At 60.6% G+C, this 18,718-nt stretch carries 23 protein-coding genes; 8 read left to right on the top strand and 15 right to left on the bottom strand.

Annotated elements, in window-relative coordinates; all coding sequences use genetic code 11:
- Positions 1-294 precede the first annotated feature (294 nt).
- Entirely contained in the window at positions 295-2,211 is a 1,917-nt protein-coding gene (locus tag HJB91_RS06975; RefSeq protein ID WP_210629199.1) for a glycosyl transferase, read from the top strand.
- Positions 2,212-2,265: 54 nt separating this feature from the next.
- Here HJB91_RS06975 and HJB91_RS06970 read toward each other — a convergent pair whose 3' ends face one another.
- The gene (locus HJB91_RS06970) at positions 2,266-2,742 is read right to left on the bottom strand and encodes an Lrp/AsnC family transcriptional regulator (RefSeq protein ID WP_210629200.1); all 477 of its coding nucleotides are present in this window, start codon (positions 2,740-2,742) and stop codon (positions 2,266-2,268) included.
- 104 nt (positions 2,743-2,846) lie between these two features.
- On the opposite strand from HJB91_RS06970, the gene HJB91_RS06965 reads away from it, so the two are divergent.
- Complete coding sequence (locus tag HJB91_RS06965) at positions 2,847-3,380, top strand: alpha/beta hydrolase (protein WP_210629201.1); 534 nt, start codon at positions 2,847-2,849, stop codon at positions 3,378-3,380.
- Positions 3,381-3,428: 48 nt separating this feature from the next.
- On the opposite strand, the gene fliP is transcribed toward HJB91_RS06965, so the two are convergent.
- The 13 genes from fliP to flgF form a co-directional block, all read right to left on the bottom strand.
- Positions 3,429-4,166, bottom strand: a complete 738-nt coding sequence (gene fliP, locus HJB91_RS06960; RefSeq protein ID WP_221154026.1) for a flagellar type III secretion system pore protein FliP — start codon at positions 4,164-4,166, stop codon at positions 3,429-3,431.
- On the bottom strand, positions 4,163-4,666 hold the full coding sequence (locus tag HJB91_RS06955) for a flagellar basal body-associated FliL family protein (RefSeq protein WP_210629202.1): 504 nt from the start codon (positions 4,664-4,666) through the stop codon (positions 4,163-4,165). The genes fliP and HJB91_RS06955 overlap by 4 nt, the downstream gene beginning before the upstream one ends.
- 12 nt (positions 4,667-4,678) lie before the next feature.
- The gene (gene flgH, locus HJB91_RS06950; protein ID WP_210629203.1) at positions 4,679-5,395 is read right to left on the bottom strand and encodes a flagellar basal body L-ring protein FlgH; all 717 of its coding nucleotides are present in this window, start codon (positions 5,393-5,395) and stop codon (positions 4,679-4,681) included.
- On the bottom strand, positions 5,392-5,931 hold the full coding sequence (locus HJB91_RS06945) for a MotE family protein (RefSeq protein ID WP_210629204.1): 540 nt from the start codon (positions 5,929-5,931) through the stop codon (positions 5,392-5,394). Before HJB91_RS06945 ends, flgH begins: the two co-directional genes overlap by 4 nt.
- A complete protein-coding gene (locus HJB91_RS06940) occupies positions 5,928-7,049 on the bottom strand; it encodes a flagellar basal body P-ring protein FlgI (protein WP_210629205.1) in 1,122 nt (373 codons plus the stop codon). The genes HJB91_RS06945 and HJB91_RS06940 overlap by 4 nt, the downstream gene beginning before the upstream one ends.
- The gene (gene flgA / locus HJB91_RS06935) at positions 7,046-7,528 is read right to left on the bottom strand and encodes a flagellar basal body P-ring formation chaperone FlgA (protein ID WP_210629206.1); all 483 of its coding nucleotides are present in this window, start codon (positions 7,526-7,528) and stop codon (positions 7,046-7,048) included. Before flgA ends, HJB91_RS06940 begins: the two co-directional genes overlap by 4 nt.
- A 16-nt stretch (positions 7,529-7,544) precedes the next feature.
- A complete protein-coding gene (gene flgG, locus HJB91_RS06930) occupies positions 7,545-8,333 on the bottom strand; it encodes a flagellar basal-body rod protein FlgG (RefSeq protein WP_210629207.1) in 789 nt (262 codons plus the stop codon).
- A gap of 19 nt (positions 8,334-8,352) precedes the next feature.
- Entirely contained in the window at positions 8,353-8,694 is a 342-nt protein-coding gene (locus HJB91_RS06925) for a flagellar hook-basal body complex protein FliE (RefSeq protein ID WP_221154007.1), read from the bottom strand.
- Positions 8,695-8,697: 3 nt separating this feature from the next.
- Positions 8,698-9,114, bottom strand: coding sequence for a flagellar basal body rod protein FlgC (gene flgC, locus HJB91_RS06920; RefSeq protein WP_064693821.1), 417 nt, complete (start codon positions 9,112-9,114; stop codon positions 8,698-8,700).
- A 5-nt stretch (positions 9,115-9,119) separates the two neighbouring features.
- On the bottom strand, positions 9,120-9,512 hold the full coding sequence (gene flgB, locus HJB91_RS06915; RefSeq protein ID WP_011424023.1) for a flagellar basal body rod protein FlgB: 393 nt from the start codon (positions 9,510-9,512) through the stop codon (positions 9,120-9,122).
- 158 nt (positions 9,513-9,670) lie between these two features.
- Positions 9,671-10,213: a flagellar protein gene (locus HJB91_RS06910; RefSeq protein WP_210629209.1), complete on the bottom strand. Its 543-nt coding sequence runs from the start codon at positions 10,211-10,213 to the stop codon at positions 9,671-9,673.
- Between the two features lie 2 nt (positions 10,214-10,215).
- The gene (gene fliI / locus HJB91_RS06905) at positions 10,216-11,613 is read right to left on the bottom strand and encodes a flagellar protein export ATPase FliI (protein ID WP_210629210.1); all 1,398 of its coding nucleotides are present in this window, start codon (positions 11,611-11,613) and stop codon (positions 10,216-10,218) included.
- A 3-nt stretch (positions 11,614-11,616) separates the two neighbouring features.
- On the bottom strand, positions 11,617-12,351 hold the full coding sequence (gene flgF / locus HJB91_RS06900; RefSeq protein ID WP_210629211.1) for a flagellar basal-body rod protein FlgF: 735 nt from the start codon (positions 12,349-12,351) through the stop codon (positions 11,617-11,619).
- A 253-nt stretch (positions 12,352-12,604) separates the two neighbouring features.
- Here flgF and motA point away from each other — a divergent pair, with 253 nt between their 5' ends.
- The 6 genes from motA to HJB91_RS06870 all read left to right on the top strand — a co-directional run bounded on the left by motA (position 12,605) and on the right by HJB91_RS06870 (position 17,907).
- Positions 12,605-13,477, top strand: a complete 873-nt coding sequence (gene motA, locus HJB91_RS06895) for a flagellar motor stator protein MotA (RefSeq protein ID WP_020920386.1) — start codon at positions 12,605-12,607, stop codon at positions 13,475-13,477.
- Entirely contained in the window at positions 13,478-14,428 is a 951-nt protein-coding gene (locus HJB91_RS06890; RefSeq protein ID WP_221154005.1) for a FliM/FliN family flagellar motor switch protein, read from the top strand.
- Between the two features lie 65 nt (positions 14,429-14,493).
- Positions 14,494-15,081 (top strand): flagellar motor switch protein FliN, encoded by a 588-nt coding sequence (gene fliN / locus HJB91_RS06885; protein ID WP_221153993.1) that lies wholly within the window; start codon positions 14,494-14,496, stop codon positions 15,079-15,081.
- 27 nt (positions 15,082-15,108) lie between these two features.
- Entirely contained in the window at positions 15,109-16,149 is a 1,041-nt protein-coding gene (gene fliG / locus HJB91_RS06880; RefSeq protein ID WP_210629214.1) for a flagellar motor switch protein FliG, read from the top strand.
- 232 nt (positions 16,150-16,381) lie between these two features.
- Positions 16,382-17,461 (top strand): flagellar biosynthesis protein FlhB, encoded by a 1,080-nt coding sequence (gene flhB, locus HJB91_RS06875; protein WP_210629215.1) that lies wholly within the window; start codon positions 16,382-16,384, stop codon positions 17,459-17,461.
- Positions 17,462-17,466: 5 nt separating this feature from the next.
- A complete protein-coding gene (locus HJB91_RS06870; RefSeq protein ID WP_210629216.1) occupies positions 17,467-17,907 on the top strand; it encodes a hypothetical protein in 441 nt (146 codons plus the stop codon).
- A 64-nt stretch (positions 17,908-17,971) separates the two neighbouring features.
- Here HJB91_RS06870 and visR read toward each other — a convergent pair whose 3' ends face one another.
- Positions 17,972-18,718 carry a transcriptional regulator VisR gene (gene visR, locus HJB91_RS06865; RefSeq protein WP_210629217.1) on the bottom strand — a complete coding sequence of 249 codons (747 nt, stop codon included), beginning with the start codon at positions 18,716-18,718 and terminating at the stop codon, positions 17,972-17,974.

Raw genomic sequence — 18,718 nt, 5'->3', positions numbered from 1 at the left:
CAATGCTTGCCAACTTCTTAAAAATAGAGGCTCCGTTCCGGCTCCTTACATCCCATAGTTAATACCGGCTGAATCTATCCCTTCGCATGCTAACATATCGGGAAAGAAGCCGTTTTCCCTCGGACAAGACAATGTCTTCATGAGGCGCACCTGTTTCAAGCAAGCTTCGAATGGCAACATGGCAGGTGCCGGGATAGCATCATCGGATCAATCCACCCCTTGTCCGGGAGGACGGATCGTGGGCGCTCGGCAATCGACAGCCATGCGAGAAAATTTCCTTCACGGAGTTGGGTTTTGAACAGCAAAGTTTCGTTCTCTGCGGCATCCAAAGATTACCAGGCAGGCCGCTACACAAAGTCCTTGGCGACGCTCAACCAGCTCATCGATACTCAGCAGGACGCCAAGACCTATGCGCTGCTGGCCAAGAACCTCGTGCAGCTCGGCTTCAAGGCCGATGCCGCGAAAGCCTATGGTCTGGCCGGCAATTGCGAAGGACCGAACGCCTACGAATATCAGAAGCAGGCTGCCAAGCTGCACTACGAAACCGGCAACGAGGACGAAGCGCTGCTGATCGCCATGCGCAACCTCACCAGAGCGCAGGAAGATCCCGAACTCGCCTTCATCATCACCGCGATCTATCTGAAGCGCCAGCAGCGGGATATCATCCGCCCGTTCAAGACGGTTCTGTCGGAAAGCATGAACCCCGATCACATGCGCCTGGCGGCCCTGCTGCTCAGCGACGATCTCAACGACGCAACCAACCAGACGCTTGCTCGCAACATCTTCAAACGTTTCCCGGGCAATCACGCCTTCCGCTTTCTTCACCTCGTTTTTGCCCGGGAATTCAACGATTTCGACGAGGCGGCCAAGCATCAGGCAGTGATCGACGACGCGCTGGCAAAGGGCAATGTCGAGATCCTGCGCAAGGACAACCCGTTCTATCATCTGCACTGGTGCGGCAACGAAGATTTCAACCGGTATGCGACGATCGGCACGGCCCCGCTTAACCAGGAACGCATCGCTTTCCGCCGCAACCAGCCGCACACATGGTCGAACAAGATCCGCATCGGCTACATGTCATCGGACTTCTGGGATCGCCACGCGACGATGAAGCTGCTGCAGCGCATTCTCGAATTGCACGACAGGGACAGGTTCGAGGTGACGCTCTTCTGCCATACAGGTCCCGAATACCTGAAGCATAACGTCACCGACCGCAGCCGCTGGGGCAGGATCGTCGACATTCACGGCTTCTCCGACCAGGCGGTGCTGGAAATCGTACGCGAGCACAATATCGACATCATGGTCGATCTCAAGGGTCATACGTCGGGCAGCCGCGCGTCAGCCTTCAACCTGCCGCTCGCACCTGTTCATGTCGGATGGCTCGGTTTTCCCGGCAGCACCGTCAACATCGATCTCGACTACGTCATCGGCGACCATTCGGTGCTGCCCGACTTGGCCAAGCCATTCTTCCATGAGAAATTCTGCCGGCTTCCGGAGAGCTACCAGCCGAATGATCCGATGCATCGCCCGAAGCCGCGTCCGGTCACCCGCGAGCAGCTCGGCCTGCCGGAAGAGGCCTTCATCTTCGCCTCCTTCAACGGCAACCGCAAGATTACGCCTGATGTGGTCAACAGCTGGTGCCGGATCCTCAAGCGGGCGCCGAACAGTGTGCTCTGGCTGATGGCCAATTCGCCGCGCAACCAGGCAAACCTGCTGAAGCAGTTCCAGACATCAGGCATAGCGCCCAAGCGCATCATCTTCTGCCCGCGCGCGCCCTACGAAGATCACATCAGCCGCCAGCAGGCAGCCGACCTCGGGATCGACACCTTCCCGGTCAACGGCCATACGACCACCTCGGAGCAGCTCTGGGGCGGCCTGCCGGTTTTGACCGTCAAGGGCACCAACTTCGCCTCACGCGTCAGCGAAAGCCTGCTCAGGGCGATCGATCTGCCCGAGCTCGTCGCAAGCGACCTGCAGGCTTATGAGGACCTTGCCGTCGAACTGGCGCAGAACCCGGGACGGATCGCCGAATACAAGGCACACCTCAAGGAGAGGCGCTATATCGCGCCGCTCTTCGACGCCGAACGCTTCTGCCATCATCTCGAGCAGGCCTATGAAATCATGGCAGAGCGCGCCAAGCAGGGCCTCGCACCCGATCACATGGATATTCCGGCGCTGCCGCCGCGCACGACACCGTTCGCAGCCGAGTGATGTTTTCCGAGACGGAATACCCGCCGAAGCGGTCCTGTTCGCTTCAGCGGGTCTTTACTTCTTTGCGATCAGTTCACGCCCGATGCGTTTAGGCGGCTCTCTGCGCAGAACGACGGCCGTCGTGACCGAGCCATAGCGCGCAATGGCATCGACGATGCTTTCAAGGCCGCCCGGCGTAGGAACAATGACTTTCAGGTGAAAACAATCCTCTCCTGTCAGCCTTAGAACCTCGATGATCTCAGGCATATCGGAAAATTGCTTCAAGCATGTCTTGATATGCTCGTGCGTGGTGCGCAGGCGAATGACGGCCATCATGCCAAGCCCAACTGCGGCGGGGTCGATGACGGCTCTGTACGCCTCAATGATACCGCGTTCTTCAAGCCGTTTGAGACGCTCCGACGTGGCCGGCTGGGAAAGACCGACCTTCCTTCCGAGCTCGGAGACGCTGATGCGTCCATCATCCTGCAAGACTTCGATGATGGCGATGTCGGTTGGATCAAGATCTGGACTGATATCGGTGCGCTTTGCCATCAACCTTCAATCTATCGGATTATCCGGTGCTTTTCCGATAGATGCCAATTTGGTTCGCAGGTGTAAACCGCCATACTCCCGCTGAAGCGAAGAAGAGGCGAGATATGACCGAATTCATTCATTTGCCGGGCATCGGCAATTCCGGAAACGCTCACTGGCAGAGCCGTTGGGAGAATGCCAATCCGGCCATACGCCGTTTTGCACCGACGAGTTGGGATCAGCCGGATCTTTCCGACTGGATCCAAGCCTTGGAGCAAGCGGTGCGCAGAGCGAAAACACCACCTGTTCTCGTGGCGCATAGCCTCTCCTGCCTGCTTGTAGCACATTGGCATCAGCGGACCTCTTCGCCGATCAAGGGAGCGTTCCTCGCCGCCGTGCCAGACCCTCTTTCTCCGAGCTTTCCTGCGGACGCCGCAGGCTTTGCAGATGTGCCGCAGGTGCAGTTCGGCTTTCGATCGCTGATCGTCGCTAGCACCACCGATCCCTATGGTTCGCTCCCCTACGCCGAAACGCGAGCAAAGCAATGGGGTAGCGAGTTGAAAATCATCGGCGCGGCCGGCCACATCAATGGCCAAAGCGATCTGGGTGACTGGCCGGAAGGTCTGGCATTGCTGATGGATTTCGCGAGCCGCGCATAGCATAAACCGCTCGATCGAGGAACCGAAGTTCCTCATCGCCCCAGCCGGTCAGCTGAACGAGCGCACCAGGCTGGCGACGAGCAGATTCCAGCCGTCGATCAGGACGAAGAAGAGAATCTTGAAAGGCAGCGAGATCGAAGTCGGCGGCAGCATCATCATGCCCATCGCCATGGTGATGGTTGCGACGATGAGGTCGATGACGAGGAACGGCAGCACGACGAGAAAGCCGATCTCGAAACCGCGGCGAATCTCCGAAATCATGAAGGCAGGGATCAGCACGCGATAGTCGATCGGATCGGTCGTCTGGATGTTCTGCCCGCGCTCACGCGCCAGATCGACGAAGAGCGCCAAATCCTTGTCGCGGGTATTGGCCGCCATGAAGGTGCGGAAGGGCTCGGCGATACGCTGCACCGCCTCCGTCTCGTTGATCTGGTTGGCAAGCAGTGGCTGAACGCCGTTCTGCCAGGCCTGATCGAAGGTCGGCGACATGACGTAGAAGGTCATGAAGAGCGACAGCGACAGGAGGATCATGTTGGAAGGCGTCGAGGAGAGGCCCATCCCCGAGCGCAGGATCGAGAAGGCGATGACGAAGCGCGGGAAGCTCGTCACCATGATCAGGATGCCGGGCGCGACCGAAAGTACGGTCAGCAGGCCGAAGGTGCGGATGATCCAGGCGGCGACGGAGCCATCGACCGGCACGTTCAACAAGTCGGTCGGCAGCTGCTGTGCCACCGCCAGTTCCGGCACCGCCATCATGGCGGCAAGGAAAACTATGAAACGAATCATTCGATGACAAAGGTCCTGAACATGACCTTCGATACCCGCCCTTGCGAGCGAAGGTCAACACGTTCCTGGATGTCATCCTTGAGATATTGAAAGCCCCGCGGCCCCTCGATCTGCTGAAGGGAAACGGTCCTGACATAGGCGAGGATATCCTGATGAATGTCCTCGGCGACCTTGACGTCGGGCGGCCCGTTGAACAACAGCGCGACTTCTAGTCGGACCCAGTTTTCCGACGGGTAAGCAAGGTTCGATGTAATCGGCTCGAGCTGGACGACGTTGTTGGCCTCGGTCGAGATGCGCGCCAGCCCCTCCTCGGCCTTCTTCTTGGCCTCGGCTTCCTTGGCCTGCTCTGCCTCTTTGGCGCCCTTGATCTGGGGCGCGACGATCGTGCCGACCGCCCAGCCGCCGCCGGCGCCGAGGAGCGTCAGGACGGCAATGCCGATGATCGTCATCAGGCCGGATTTCTTCTTCGATTGACCTGCGCTTACGTCTTCGTCTGCCATCGTCGTTGGGCCTCAAAGCGGCGAGAAAAGATCGACGGCCTGCTGCCCGCGCGGAGGCTGCTGCACTTCCATCAGGCGACCGCGGCCGCCATAGGAGATGCGGGCTTCGGCGATCTTGTCGTAGGAGATCTGGTTGTCGGCGTTGACGTCCTGCGGACGCACGATACCGGCGACGTTCAGGATGCGCAGCTCCTGGTTCAGACGGACTTCTTGCGAGCCAGAGATGACGAGGTTGCCGTTTTCAAGAATACCGGTGACGACGGCCGCAACGAGAAGGGTCAGCTTGTCGGTGCGCTCGATCTTGCCCTTGCCGTCGGTGCTGGTATCCGAACCGTAGGTCAGATCGGTCTTCGATTCCGGGGTCCAGCCGAAGATCTGGGCATTGACGTCCCAGTTCATGCCGCTCGAATTCTTGCGGCTGCGGTTGGTCTCGTTGTCGAAGGAGGCTTTGTCGTTGATCTGGATGTCGACGGTCAGGATGTCGCCGACGTTCAGCGCGCGTGCATCCTTGAAGAGCGCGGCCTGCGAATCGCTCCAGAGCGAATAGCCCTGCGCCACGGCACGCGGCTGCTTCGGATAAAGCGCCATCTGCGGGGTCTGGCCATAGGCAAGTCCACTGCCGATCGGGCTCATGGCGGGCGCACGGCCGATCTCGCTGACTGCCGTCGGGGACTGGCAGCCCGCTAGGAGTGCGAGGGCGGCGACCGCGGCCGGGAAACGCATGTTCATGAAGGATCCTTCGACGTATTGGGATCGGACGCACTGGCGATGATGCCGGCGATGATGGCGGCTTTCTGCGGGTCCATCTCGTTGAGGATGAGGCTCGACTGACGCGGACCGAGCCGCATGATGACGGCCGAGGCCACTTCGACCTTCATGTCCTGCAGCTGGAGCGCCGCCGCATCCGGCTTCATCTTCTTATAGATTTCGGTGAGGCCGGCTTCCGCCTGCTGCAGGAAGTCGTCGCGCCGCTTCAGCCAGTCCTGGTATTCGGCCTTGCGCTTGTCCATCTCCTCCATCCGGGCGTCGATGTCGGCGCGGAGCCTTTCCAGCTCCTGTTTCTGCAGCAGGTAGCGCTGGTCGCGGGCTGGATCGGCGATGTTGGTGCAGAATTGCTTGATCTCGTCCTGAGACGTGATGTCTCCCTCCGGGTGCTCCTGTGCGAAGGCACCCGGGATCGACAGCAGGACGAGGCCGGCTGCCGGCAGCGCCAGGCGGCGCAGCAGCTGCAGCACGGTCATGTCAGGATTCAGGATCGTCATCATTGCAATACAAGCTCCGCCTGCAGGGCGCCCGCCGATTTGATGCCCTGGAGAATGGCGATGATCCCATCCGGTTTCACGCCGATATTGTTGAGACCGGCAACAAGGGTCCTGAGGTCGGGACCGTCGATTATGGCAACGCGCCCGCCGGTCTGCTCAGCCGCGATATCGGTCTGCGGCTGAACGGCAGTCCGCCCGCGCGAGAAGGGTTCGGGCTGGATGATCTGCGGCGTCTCGGTGACCTGAACCGTGAGTGTGCCGTAGCTGACGGCGACCGGCGAGACGCGGACATCGGAGCCGATGACGATCGTTCCAGTGCGCTCGTTGATAACCACCTTGGCCGGCGTATCGGTTTCGACGATGAGGTTTTCGACGTCGGCCATTAGCCGGGTGAGATCGGCCGTGCGCGGTTTCTGGATCACCACTTCCTGCGAATCCTTGGCTTCGGCGACCGGGCCGCCGAAGCGCGCGGAGGCATAGCCATTGACGATGTCGGCAATGCGGATCGCCGTCGAGAAATCGGGATTGCGCAGCTGCAGGACGAGATTGACTGAATCCTTGAAATGCGACGGCAGTTCGCGTTCGATGATCGCGCCGCCGGGTACGCGGCCGGCGGTGGTGACGCCTTCGGTCACCGTCGCCGCCTGGCCCTGCGCCTGAAAGCCGGAGACGATAACAGAGCCCTGGGCGACAGCATAGATCTGGCCGTCGGCACCGGAAAGCGAGGTCATGACGAGCGTGCCGCCGCGCAGCGAGGTCGCATCGCCGAGCGAGCTCACCGTAACATCGAGACGGCTGCCGGGGCTCGCGAAGGGCGGCAGGTTGGCGGTGACCATCACGGCCGCGGTGTTCTTCGCGTTGGACTGGCCGCCCTGTGTCGAGATGCCGAGATTCTGGAGCATTGCCCGCATCGACTGCTCGGTGAAGGGCGAGGAACGGAAGCCGTCGCCGGTTCCCTGCAGGCCGACGATCAGACCGTAGCCGATCAGCTGGTTATCGCGGCCGGCCTGAAGCGAGGCGATATCCTTGATGCGTGACGTCAGCGCCCAGGCGGGCGCCACGTCGGCCAAACTCATGGCGACAACCGCAGCAAAGGCGACGATACGGAAGAACAATTTCATTTCGCCCTCACATGGATCGTGCCGTCCGCAAGCACCGTGCCGCTGACGATGACGCCGGAATCCATATTACGTGCACGGACCACCTGCCCCGTCGCGCCGTCTTCGAGCGGCGTGCCGGCAGCGGAGATCGTCATTGCGCCGAGAGAGAAGACCAGGCGGATCGAAGAGCCGCGCGTCACCGTATAGGGCTCGCGCAGGGCTGAAACCGAGATTGTGCGCCCCGGTAGCAGCGTGCGTTTGGAAACCAGACCTTCGACCTGCGAAATCGATTTGGCATAATCGCCGGCGAGGTTGGGGTTGGTGACCTCAACCTCCTGAAGCTGGCTGCCCGACAATGTGTCGCCGGGGTAGATGATCGTCGTCGGGACGACGGCATAACCCATGCCGGCACCCGCGTCCGCAGGCAAGACCACGCCCGCGAGTGCGATCGTGGCTGCCGCCACCCATCCTGAGATGCGTCCTGCCCGGCAAAACATCATGTTTCGGCCCTTCCCTTTACTTCAGGTTCTTGCTGACGATGGAGGCCATTTCATCAGCGGTCGTGATCACCTTGGAATTCATTTCGTACGCACGCTGAGCCGATATCAGCTCGGTGATTTCCTTCACCGGGTCGACGTTCGAGGATTCCAGATAACCCTGCTTCATATAGGCAAAGCCTTCCTCGTCGGGGTTGCCGACGACCGCATCGCCCGAGGCCGGCGTTTCCTGGAAGAGATTGTCGCCGATCGGCTGAAGACCCGCTTCGTTGACGAAGTCGGCAAGCGTCAGCTGTCCAAGAACAGTCGGATCGGTCTGACCCGGCAGCTTCGCCGAGACCTCGCCGGAGCGGCTGATGGTCAGTTCGGTCGAACCCTGAGGGATGGTGATCCCAGGCAGGACTTCATAGCCGTCGATGGTGACGAGCTGGCCCTGGTCATTCTTGTTGAAAGCGCCAGCGCGGGTATAGAGCGTCGTGCCATCGGTCGACTGAATCTGAAAGAAGCCCTTGCCGATCAGCGCCACGTCGAGGTCGTTGCCAGTCTGTGTCAGTTCGCCCTGGAGATGCAGATTGCGGACCGCGGAGGTCTGGACGCCGAGGCCGATATTTGCGCCTTCAGGAACGACGGCCTGATTGGCCCGGTTGGCGACGCCCTTGGCGCGTTCGGTCTGGTAGAGAAGGTCGGTGAACTCGGCGCGGGCCCGCTTAAAGCCCGTCGTGTTGATGTTCGCAATGTTGTTGGCGATGACTTCCAGATTGGTCTGCTGGGCATCCATGCCCGTTGCTGCGATGGCGAGCGCTCTCATGTATTCGTCCTCAAATCAGTTACATCTGCATCTTGGTGACTTCGAGAAAGGCCGAAACGACCTTGTCGCGGATGGCAATCGCGGTCTGCAGCGTCTGCTCGGCCTCGAGCATGGAATCAACGACTTCACGGGTCGTCGCCGTGCCCTTGATGCCGGCGAAGGACATGTTTTCGGCACCCTTCAGGCTGTTGACGGCGTCGGTCGCCATGCCGCCCAGGACCGAGGCGAAGCTCAGGCCATTGGCCGCACCGGCGGTGCCCGGCATGGTCGTTGCGGAGGACGAGGCGGAATTTTCGGTGTCGACGGCGCCGAGCGCGCGGGACATCGAAAGATTGCTGACATTCTGGACGCTGCTGATCATTGATTATTGGCTCTTCAGAAGATCGATCGTGGACGAGATGAGGTCGCGGGTCTGCTTGATGGTCTGCAGATTGGCGTCATAGGAGCGATTGGCTTCACGCATGTCAGCCATCTCGACGAGGATGTTGACGTTCGGCAATTTGACGACGCCCTTGGCGTCCGCCGCCGGATTGCTGGGGTCGAACTCGGTGCTGAAATCGCCTTCGTCGACGCCGACCTTCTTGACGTTGACTGTCTCGACGCCGCTGGTGCGGTCCATCTGCTGGCCGAAGGTGATCGTCTTGCGGCGATAGGGGTCGGCGCCCGGCGTGTCACCGGTCGAGCGGGCGTTGGCAATGTTTTCCGAGACGATGCGCAGGCGCGTCGATTGCGCCTCGAGCCCCGAACCGGCGATTTTCATAGCTGCGGAAAGCGGATCCATGACAATTACTTCCTGACCGTCATCAACATCATGCGGTTGAAGGAGCTGACCAGCGAGGTGTTCAGATCGTACTGGCGCTTGATGTCACCCGATTTGGAAAGCTCTTCGGCCAAACCGACGGTGTTGCCGGATTCCTGAATGCCGATCTCCTGGTCGAGGGCTGCTTCCTTGACGTCGATATCGCCGCTGTCGCTGAAATCGTTGCCGCTGAAGTGCGCCGGATTGGTGCGCGCCATGGTGATGTCGGATCTGTCCAGCACGGCATCGAAGGGCGTGACGTCCTTGGCGCGGAATTTCGGAGTATTGGCATTCGCGATGTTGCCGGCAACAACCTGCTGACGGATCGTCAGCCATTCCGCCTGTCGCGAAGCCAAGTCGAAAAGTTGGATCGGTTGCATGAGAACTCTCCGTTTTTACTATCCGGAACCTAGAGCGGTAATCTTGCGTGGGACTTACGGGAATTCGGCCTTCGAGGCCTCGCCGAAAACCGCAATAGAAAAGGGCCCCTGCCGGTTCGCGGCGGAGCCCCTCTTGTCTTCAGCCGTTGCGAAGGGATTCAGTCGTTCTTGTAGATATCGCCCTTGGAGGTGATGATCACCCACTTGCCCTCGCGCTGCTCGATCATCGCCAGGCGGCTTTCGTCGGGCAGGACCGAGCCGATGCGCACCACATACATGCCCGAGGGATCCTCGATCAGCGCCCGGCCGTTGGACACGTGGAGAAGGCGGAAGGAAGACTTGCCCGGGAAAGGCTGGTCTTCCAGCATCACGCCGCCGTCACGCTGCTTGCCGAGATCGGAGACCGTCGCCGTCGTCAGCGGATCGATCGGCGGAGCCTTCTTGGCTGCCTCGTTCTTGTTGACCATGGCCAGCGGTGAGACGCTGAAGACGTTGCGGGCGGGCCAATCCGGCAGTTCGCGCGAATTGCTGCTGGTGGCGACGTTGATGCCGAACTTGTCCGCATTGAAGAAGACATACCAGGGGAAAAAGGCGGAGGCGCCGGCAAGCGCCAGGCCGGCGAAGGTGAGAAACCGATCCAGAGTGGCGGTCTTTTTGCGCTGCTTCAGGGAAGCGATGCGTTCATCGTCAAAATCAGCCACTTTTATCTCCTCTGCATGGGTGCGCCCTGATTGCCCATGCCGGCAGCAGCCTTGAGCGCGCCGGCGAGATCGGCAAAAGCGTCAACCGAGTCGCGATCGCCCGGAGACTGTTTCAGGACGTCGTAAATGATAGGGACCTGCTTGACCGCCATGTCGAGATCAGGATCGGCCCCCTGGCGATAACCGCCAATCAGGCGCAGGTCCCTCGTTTCCTCAAAGCGGTGGATCAATACCTTCAAGCGCGACACCAGCTTTTCCTGATCCGGAGTCCAGGCCTTGCGGGCAAGACGCGAGATCGAGGCGAGCGGATCGATCGGAGGATAGCGCCCTTCTTCGGCGAGACTGCGCTGCAAGACGATATGGCCGTCGAGAATGCCGCGCGTCGAATCGGCGATCGGGTCGTTGTGGTTGTCGCCATCAACGAGGATCGAGATAATGGCGGTGATCGTGCCGGCGCCTTCGGGGCCAGGACCGGCGCGTTCGAGCAGGCGCGGCAATTCGGTGAAGACAGAGGCAGGATAACCGCGGGCGATCGGCGGTTCGCCGGAGGCGGTCGCCACCTCGCGGATTGCATGGGCAAAACGCGTGACGCTGTCGACGATGAAGAGCACGTTTTCGCCCTTGTCGCGGAAATGCTCGGCGATGGTGACCGCCGTCAGCGGCGCCATCTTGCGCAGCATCGGGCTTTCGTCGCTGGTCGCGACGACGGCAATCGCCTTCTTCATATTGCTGCCGAGCGTATCCTCGATGAATTCGCGCACCTCGCGGCCGCGTTCGCCGACGAGCGCGATGACCACCTTGTCGAAGGCATCGGCGCGGGCAAGCATGGACAGAAGCGTCGACTTGCCGACGCCGGAGCCGGCAAAGATGCCGAGACGCTGGCCGAGGCAGAGCGGCGAAAAGATGTCGATCGCGCGCACGCCGGTCTTGAAGCCGGTCGCCACGCGCTGGCGCGTCATCGAGGGTGGCGCAGCGTTGGAAATCGAGCGGCGATCGAGCCCTTGGCCGATCGGACCCAGCCCGTCGATCGGCTCACACAGCGAATTGATCGTGCGCCCGCACCAGCTGTCGGATGGCGAAATTCGGAAGGCGCCTTTGCGAATGACCGTGTCATGGATGCCGATCGGCTCGCCCGGTTCGATCGGGCAGACATAGATCAGGTCCGGCTCGACACGAACGACCTCGCCGAGATGGATGCCAGTCGCCGATTTATGCGCTACGAATTCACCGAGACGAACATGACGGGAGAGACCGCGAACCGTATAGTGGCCGGCAGCGATGGTCTGGACGCGACCGCCATGAGCGACGGCGAATTCCGGCGATGCGTATCGGTCGACGAGACCCGCCAGATGCGCGAGCTTCGGAGAAAGGCCGTCTTCGGACAGTAGCGTCGTGCTCATTGCTTAGCGGCTGCCCCCAAGCGTCTGGACGGCCTGCTTGAACGAATCCTCGCTGTCGCGCATCAGCGAGGAAATGCTTTCGAAGGCACGGTTGACTTCGATCAGCTGAGTGATCTCGCGCATGGCGTTGACGTTGGAATTTTCCAGATAACCCTGCTCGACACCGACATTGAAGCGGTCGACGACGGCGCGCGGTTGGTCGGTGGTCAGGATGCCGCTGTTTTCGTAACGCAGGTAACCCTTGCCGATATCGGCCTCGAACAGGCCCAGCGAACCGACCTGGCGGTCGCCTTGATAGATGATGCCGTCGGTGCCGACAGCAGGCTCGCCGCCCTTCGTGTCGAGCTGGATCGGTGCGCCGCCGGCATCGAGAACCGGATATCCGCGGATCGAAACGAGTTCGCCGGTATCCCTGAGCGTAAAGCGGCCGTCCCTCGTGAGGACGCGGCCGGCCGGTGTGTCGAGGGCAAACCAGGCATCGCCCTTGACGGCGAAATCAAGCATGTTGCCGGTGTGCTGCAACTCGCCGTTCTGCTCGTTCAGGTAGTCGTTGCCCTGGGAAACGAAGGCGACCTTGGTGTTCAGCTTGTTCTTGGTGGCCGCCACCATCTCGTCGAACTTCACCTCGGTGGCGCGAAAACCGGTGGTGTTCACGTTCGCCATGTTGTCGGCGATGGTGTTCAAGCGCTTTTCAAGCGCCATCTGCGACGACAGAGAAACGTAAAGACCGGATTGCATGTCTGTAAGCTCCAAGCATTGGCGATGAACGGGACGAAAAGCCGGGCGTCGTCTGATCTGGTTCGGCCGGGATTTCGCTGAGGCGGCATCTCAGAAACGGGCGCGAGCGCCCATTCGTCTCCTTTAGATTGGCGGCAGATGCTTGCGCGAAGCTGGCACGTGGAAATGCCTGGGACCGACCCTTTCATCAGCCTCACGCAAGGCAGAAACCCTATCCGTCTCGAAGAAAAGCAACGTTCAGATTGGGCTGACGATGAACATCATTATCGGATTTATTGTTGTCTGCGGCTGCATCGTCGGCAGCTTCATGGCGATGGGCGGCGAAGTGGATGCGCTGTTCCAGCCCTTCGAATTTCTCATCATCGGCGGCGCCGGTCTCGGCAGCTTCATCATGGCGAACCCGATGAAGGTGGTGAAGGATTCCGGTAAGGCGCTTGCAGAGGCCTTCAAGCACGCCGTACCGAAGGAGCGCAATTATCTCGATACGCTCGGCGTGCTCTACTCGCTGATGCGGGACCTGCGCACCAAGTCGCGAAACGAAATCGAAGCCCATATCGACAATCCTGCCGAATCGACGATCTTCCAGCAGGCTCCGACGGTTCTGAAGAACAAGGAACTGACGGCCTTCATCTGCGATTACGTGCGCCTGATCATTATCGGCAACGCCCGTAGCCACGAAATCGAGGCGCTGATGGACGAAGAGCTCAACACCATCATGCACGACAAGATGAAGCCCTATCACGCGATCCAGATCATGGGCGATTCCTTCCCGGCGATCGGTATCGTTGCGGCCGTTCTCGGCGTCATCAAGGCGATGGCCCACATCAACGATTCGCCCGAGGTGCTTGGCCATCTGATCGGTTCGGCGCTCGTCGGCACCTTCCTCGGCATTCTCCTATCCTATTGCGTCTGCTCGCCGCTGGTTTCCCAGATCAAGGTCGTCCGCAACAAGCAGCATCGCCTCTATGTCATCGTCAAGCAGACGCTGCTTGCCTATATGAACGGTTCGGTGCCGCAGGTCGCTCTCGAATACGGCCGCAAGACGATCTCGGCCTACGAACGTCCTTCCATCGATGCGGTCGAACAGGAAATGATGAACCCAGGCGGCGAAAACAAGGCGGCTTAAATGACCATGAGCGATGCTTCGCATGACAAACCGGCAATGGATCCCGCCCTTCTCGCCAAGCTGACCGGCGGGCTCGGAGACAGAGGCAGGGTCGCCAAGATCTGCAGCGCCTTCGGGGAGGTCTACAGCGAGTTCTTTCCCGACGTCATCAAAAGCGAGACCGGCCTCGACGTGACCGTCAGCTATCTCGGCTGCGAGATCGGCTACAAGAACCACCTGGTTGACGACCTCAGCCACAACGTCACGCTCGTCGACGCGACGCTGCGCAACTGGTCTCAGAATGTCACGCTTGCCTGCGGCAACAGTTTCGTCATCACGCTGATGGAACACCTGCTCGGCGCCACCGCCGATACGATCGAGGAGCCGGCCGAGCGGCTGCTCTCGGTCATCGAACTCGATCTGGCGGTCATGGTCTTCGACAAGATAGCCAAGGTGCTGCGCTCGGCGGTCAATGCACCTGGCGGTTTCGAGCCCAGTCTTTCGGCCCCGCACGCCCATGACGCCAGCCCCCGGCCGGCGGAGGACAAGCCGGACGAATTTGCCGCCGCCATCAACATGTCGATCACGCTCGCCGGCATTGTTTCGGAATTCGCACTGATCATTCCGCAGACGGCGCTGCTCAAAACCAAGGTGACGCCGCCGAAGCCGAAGCGCCAGACTGGCGGCAATTCGCCGGAATGGGCCGAACAGCTTGGCGATCAGGTCCGCCGCTCGCATGTCACGCTCGAGGCCAGGATCCGGCTACAGGACCTGACGCTGCGCACCATATCGAAGCTGATGGTCGGCGACGTCATCCCGTTCCGCGACGGCGGCGACGTCCGCGTCGAGGTCAGCGCCAACAGCAAGGAATTGTATATATGCGAGTTCGGGCGTTCTGGCGAAAACTACATGGTCCGCGTCAAGGATACGATGAACTCGGATGACGAACTCATCCGTCATTTAATGAATTGATCGGTTCTCTGGCTTCCGGGCTGCAAAGGCAGTTTGAGGCAAGTTTCAACTGGAATAGTGATTTCATGGCAACGAAGAAAACACAGCAGAACAGTGACCTCTCCCTGGATATGCCGGGCAGCGAGGCCGATCTCGACCAAGCGATCGACGATCTGCGCGGCGTGCTGAAGAAGGATGCCGATAGCGACCTGTCGCAGTTTGGCGCCGAACTGGAGAATGATGGCTTCGCGGCAGGAACGGATCTGACCGCCTTCGGCGGCGAGATTTCGGATTCCCCTTTCGGCGGCGATGATTTCGGCGGCGATTTCGGCGCCGGCGATGCCAGCCCGGCTGCAGGCATGGATTTCGGCGGCAGCTCTTCGTTCGAGGCGTCATCGGCGCCGCTCGGCAGCGCGCTGACCTCGAATTTCGAGCTGATCATGGACATTCCGATCGATGTCCAGATCATGCTCGGCACCAGCCGGATGCAGGTCTCCAGTCTGATGAATCTCAATGAAGGAGCGACGATCGCCCTCGACAAGAAAATCGGCGAACCCGTTGAGATCATGGTGAACGGCCGCAGGATTGCACGCGGCGAGATTACGGTTCTTGATAACGACGACACCCGGTTCGGCGTGAAGCTGATAGAAGTTTTGAGTACGAAAAAAGCCTGATCCCTGTGGGGACGGAGAGGTTAGACCATGATGGACTTTGACGATTTCGGCGGCGCGCTAGCCGGGAAACCGTTGACCCAGGCTGAAAAGGCGGCGGCGGTCCTTCTCGCCATGGGAAAGGGTGTCGCCGGCCGGCTGTTGAAATATTTCACTCAGGCCGAGCTGCAGACCATTATCGCATCGGCCCAGTCACTGCGCGCCATTCCGCCGGACGAACTCCTGTCGCTCGTCTCCGAGTTCGAGGACCTCTTCACCGAGGGCGCTGGACTGATGGACAATGCCAAAGCGATCGAGGCCATTCTGGAAGAAGGCCTGACCCCCGACGAGGTGGACAGCCTGCTCGGCCGCCGCACGGCATTCCAGGCCTACGAGACCTCGATCTGGGATCGCCTCAGCGAAGCCGAGCCGGCATTCGTCGCACAGTTCCTGCTGCGTGAACATCCGCAAACCGTCGCCTACATCCTTTCGATGATGCCCTCCTCCTTCGGCGCCAAGGTGCTGCTGCAGCTTCCCGACAACCGCCGCGCCGACATCATGAACCGGACGGTCAATATGAAGGCCGTCAGCCCGAAGGCGGCGCAGATCATCGAGAACCAGGTGATGACGCTGCTTGCCGAAATCGAGGCAGAGCGCAACGCTGCCGGCTCGACGAAGGTCGCCGATCTCATGAACGAGCTCGACAAGCCGCAGGTCGACACGCTGCTCACCTCGCTCGAATCGATCAGTCGCGAGGCGGTCAACAAGGTTCGGCCGAAGATCTTCCTCTTCGAGGACCTCATGTACATGCCGCAGCGCAGCCGCGTCCTGCTGCTCAACGATATTTCGACCGACGTGCTCACCGTCTCCTTGCGCGGCTCGCCGGCCGAGATCCGCGAATCGGTTCTGTCCGCCATCAGTCCGCGCCAGCGCCGCATGATCGAATCGGATCTGCAGAGCGGCATGGGCGGCGTCAATCCGCGTGAGATCGCCATTGCGCGCCGCGCCGTGGCACAGGAAGCGATTCGCCTGGCCAACTCAGGCCAGATCGAGCTCAAGGAGAAGGAAGGCGAGGCCTCGGCCGCCGCCTGACCCTCTGAGACTGTTGACAAATCCGGCCGGCAAGCAGGCCGCTGTTGATCGCCGCGCCGCGGGCGACTACCTTTCATCGATCGGCCGCACTCTATGGCGTGTCGCAGAGCACATGGCTCCTGCGCCGCGCCTTGGGTTTTTGTTTTGACGCATCTCGTCATCCCAGAATCGCTGCCCTGTTCGGGGTGGCATGCATTCGCTGCGGCCTGTTTCTTTGACGGAGGGCCGCGACTTGGCCGATGATGACAAGGACAGCAAAACAGAAGCCCCGACCGCGAAAAAGCAAACCGACGCCGCGGAGAAAGGCAATGTGCCGTTTTCGCGCGAGCTGTCGATCTTCGCGACCATCCTCGCCACTTTCATCTATCTGGTGTTCTTCCTTCCCGATAGCGTCGGCCGCATGGGCGAAACGCTGCGCGACATTTTCGAGCAGCCCGACCAATGGAAAATCGAGACGGGACCGGACATTCTGGCGCTCTTCGTCCGGCTCGGCTGGGCGAGCGCGGCGCTGCTGGCACCCGCCCTCATCCTGTTCATGGTCTTCGGCATCGCCTCCTCGATCTTCCAGAACCTGCCGACGCCTGTGCTCGAACGCATCAGGCCTCAGGCCTCACGCATCTCTCCGGTCAAGGGCTGGTCACGGCTCTTCAGCCTGCCCGGCCTCGTCGAGTTCGGAAAGTCGCTGTTCAAGGTCGTCGTCGTCGGGGTCGTCCTGTTTTTTGTGCTCAGGAGCGAATATTTCAGCTCAATCGACGCCATGTTCTCCGATCCGCAGACAATCCTCGTGCGGATGATGACGGCGATGCGCAAGATCATCATCGTCATGCTGATCGCCACCGCGATCGTGGCGATCGCCGATCTTTTCTGGACGCGCCATCACTGGTTCACCGAGCTCAAGATGACGCGCCATGAGGTGAAGGAAGAAAACAAGCAGGCGCAGGGCGACCCCTTTGTCAAAAGCCGGCAGCGCTCGCTGATGCGCGACCGCGCGCGCCGGCGCATGATCGCCAACGTGCACCGCGCCACGCTTGTCATCGCTAACCCGACGCACTATGCCGTAGCGCTGCGCTATGCGCGTGAAGAGAACGACGCGCCTGTGGTTCTGGCAAAGGGCCAGGACCTGATTGCACTCAAAATCAGAGAGATCGCCGAGCAGAACGGCATCCCGGTGTTCGAGGATCCGCCGCTCGCGCGCTCCATGTTTGCGCAAGTCTCGATCGATAGTGTCATACCGTCAGTCTTCTATAAGGCCGTTGCGGAGCTCATACACAGGGTCTACGCCGCAGACGCCAAGAACAAACGGGTAAGATAAGCCGAATGAAAAAATGCCCTCACTCTGCCCAGCGTGAAAAGATCCTCGCAGACGCGATCAGCCCCGTCGCCACCGAACTGCGCCTTCTGGATGCCTCTGACCTCATTTCACTGCTGCGCTTCGAGTATTACGGCAATCTGGCCGATCTCGTCGCTTCGGCGGCGGAGCTTTTCTTTCATCCGGGCACGGTCAATTTCGGCCTCGGTGGAAACTATACGCTGGAATGGGGCGGCAAGCCCGAAGTCGTTCTTGACTTGGAAATCAAGCCGCGGGGCGTCACCGTCTACGCCCAGCTCACCCTTGCCGACAATCATGCCGGCATCGAAATCAACCACATCGCCTTCGAGGACCCCTCCTCCGACCCCGACGAGAACACTACCTTTCTGGAAAAGAGCCTTCAGCAGTCTCGCTACAGCGTGAAACCGCCGCGCGCGCTCGCCAGCTGATTTGCCCCCAGGACAATCCAGCCTCGCTTTCGCGCCGCCTTTCATGAAGGCGGCAGGAACCGGTTCAGCTGATGTAGCCGAGCCGGATCGCCTTGGCGATCGCCTGGATGCGGTTGACGGAATCGAGCTTGATGGTCGCCGAGCCGAGATAGGCATTGACCGTGTGCACGGACAGGCCGAGTTTTTCGGCGATCTCTTCGCTGATACGGCCATCGCCGGCGAGCTGGAGACAGGCGATTTCGCGTTCGCTCAGCGCTTCGGCGGCGGCCGAGCGGCGTTCGTCGAGAGAGAGCAGATCCATCATCACGTGGCAGCAGCGGCCGTGCAGCTCGACGATCGTGTCGCTTGGAGGATCGATATCATCGCCGGTGAAAAGGATGAAGCCGTTGCCGAGGGCGCCGAGCCGCACCGGGAAGGCAAGGCCGGAGAAAGGCAGAATTCCATCCTTCAGGCGTGTCATGAAGGGCGCGAAATCCGCCGGACCGGGGGCCGCTCGGTCGTGAGCGCCGGCCCATGAAAGCGGCAGCAGCGACTTTTCGATATGGTCAAGAAGAATATCGCCATAAGCATCCGTGAAGGCCTTGGCAAAACCGGTATTCGAAGGCCCCCAGTTCTCGAGCTCACAGACTAGGCGCTGCTTTGCCGGCAATCCCGAGCCGCTGACACGGTAGATCGCGAAGCCTTGAGCGTCGGCGAGCTTCTGCATCGCGACCAGCCGCGGAAAAAGATCCGAACGGCTGGAAATCCTGTTCACCCGCACCACGCGCAGCGGATCGGCGCCGTTCATCGCCCTGCTTGATGGATGTGCCAT

The organism is Rhizobium sp. NLR10b (assembly GCF_019685435.1).
Taxonomy (GTDB): Bacteria; Pseudomonadota; Alphaproteobacteria; order Rhizobiales; family Rhizobiaceae; genus Rhizobium.
This window is presented reverse-complemented; position numbering and strand designations above follow the sequence as displayed.

Excerpts from the sequence above, each read along its gene's own strand:
- HJB91_RS06970 (WP_210629200.1), bottom strand. The coding sequence starts at position 2,742 with ATGGCAAAGCGCACCGATATCAGTCCAGATCTTGATCCAACCGACATC.
- HJB91_RS06965 (WP_210629201.1), top strand. The coding sequence starts at position 2,847 with ATGACCGAATTCATTCATTTGCCGGGCATCGGCAATTCCGGAAACGCT.
- fliP (WP_221154026.1), bottom strand. The coding sequence starts at position 4,166 with ATGATTCGTTTCATAGTTTTCCTTGCCGCCATGATGGCGGTGCCGGAA.
- HJB91_RS06955 (WP_210629202.1), bottom strand. The coding sequence starts at position 4,666 with ATGGCAGACGAAGACGTAAGCGCAGGTCAATCGAAGAAGAAATCCGGC.
- flgH (WP_210629203.1), bottom strand. The coding sequence starts at position 5,395 with ATGAACATGCGTTTCCCGGCCGCGGTCGCCGCCCTCGCACTCCTAGCG.
- HJB91_RS06945 (WP_210629204.1), bottom strand. The coding sequence starts at position 5,931 with ATGATGACGATCCTGAATCCTGACATGACCGTGCTGCAGCTGCTGCGC.
- HJB91_RS06940 (WP_210629205.1), bottom strand. The coding sequence starts at position 7,049 with ATGAAATTGTTCTTCCGTATCGTCGCCTTTGCTGCGGTTGTCGCCATG.
- flgA (WP_210629206.1), bottom strand. The coding sequence starts at position 7,528 with ATGATGTTTTGCCGGGCAGGACGCATCTCAGGATGGGTGGCGGCAGCC.
- flgG (WP_210629207.1), bottom strand. The coding sequence starts at position 8,333 with ATGAGAGCGCTCGCCATCGCAGCAACGGGCATGGATGCCCAGCAGACC.
- HJB91_RS06925 (WP_221154007.1), bottom strand. The coding sequence starts at position 8,694 with ATGATCAGCAGCGTCCAGAATGTCAGCAATCTTTCGATGTCCCGCGCG.
- flgC (WP_064693821.1), bottom strand. The coding sequence starts at position 9,114 with ATGGATCCGCTTTCCGCAGCTATGAAAATCGCCGGTTCGGGGCTCGAG.
- flgB (WP_011424023.1), bottom strand. The coding sequence starts at position 9,512 with ATGCAACCGATCCAACTTTTCGACTTGGCTTCGCGACAGGCGGAATGG.
- fliI (WP_210629210.1), bottom strand. The coding sequence starts at position 11,613 with ATGAGCACGACGCTACTGTCCGAAGACGGCCTTTCTCCGAAGCTCGCG.
- flgF (WP_210629211.1), bottom strand. The coding sequence starts at position 12,351 with ATGCAATCCGGTCTTTACGTTTCTCTGTCGTCGCAGATGGCGCTTGAA.
- motA (WP_020920386.1), top strand. The coding sequence starts at position 12,605 with ATGAACATCATTATCGGATTTATTGTTGTCTGCGGCTGCATCGTCGGC.
- HJB91_RS06890 (WP_221154005.1), top strand. The coding sequence starts at position 13,478 with ATGACCATGAGCGATGCTTCGCATGACAAACCGGCAATGGATCCCGCC.
- fliN (WP_221153993.1), top strand. The coding sequence starts at position 14,494 with ATGGCAACGAAGAAAACACAGCAGAACAGTGACCTCTCCCTGGATATG.
- fliG (WP_210629214.1), top strand. The coding sequence starts at position 15,109 with ATGATGGACTTTGACGATTTCGGCGGCGCGCTAGCCGGGAAACCGTTG.
- HJB91_RS06870 (WP_210629216.1), top strand. The coding sequence starts at position 17,467 with ATGAAAAAATGCCCTCACTCTGCCCAGCGTGAAAAGATCCTCGCAGAC.
- visR (WP_210629217.1), bottom strand. The coding sequence starts at position 18,718 with ATGGCACATCCATCAAGCAGGGCGATGAACGGCGCCGATCCGCTGCGC.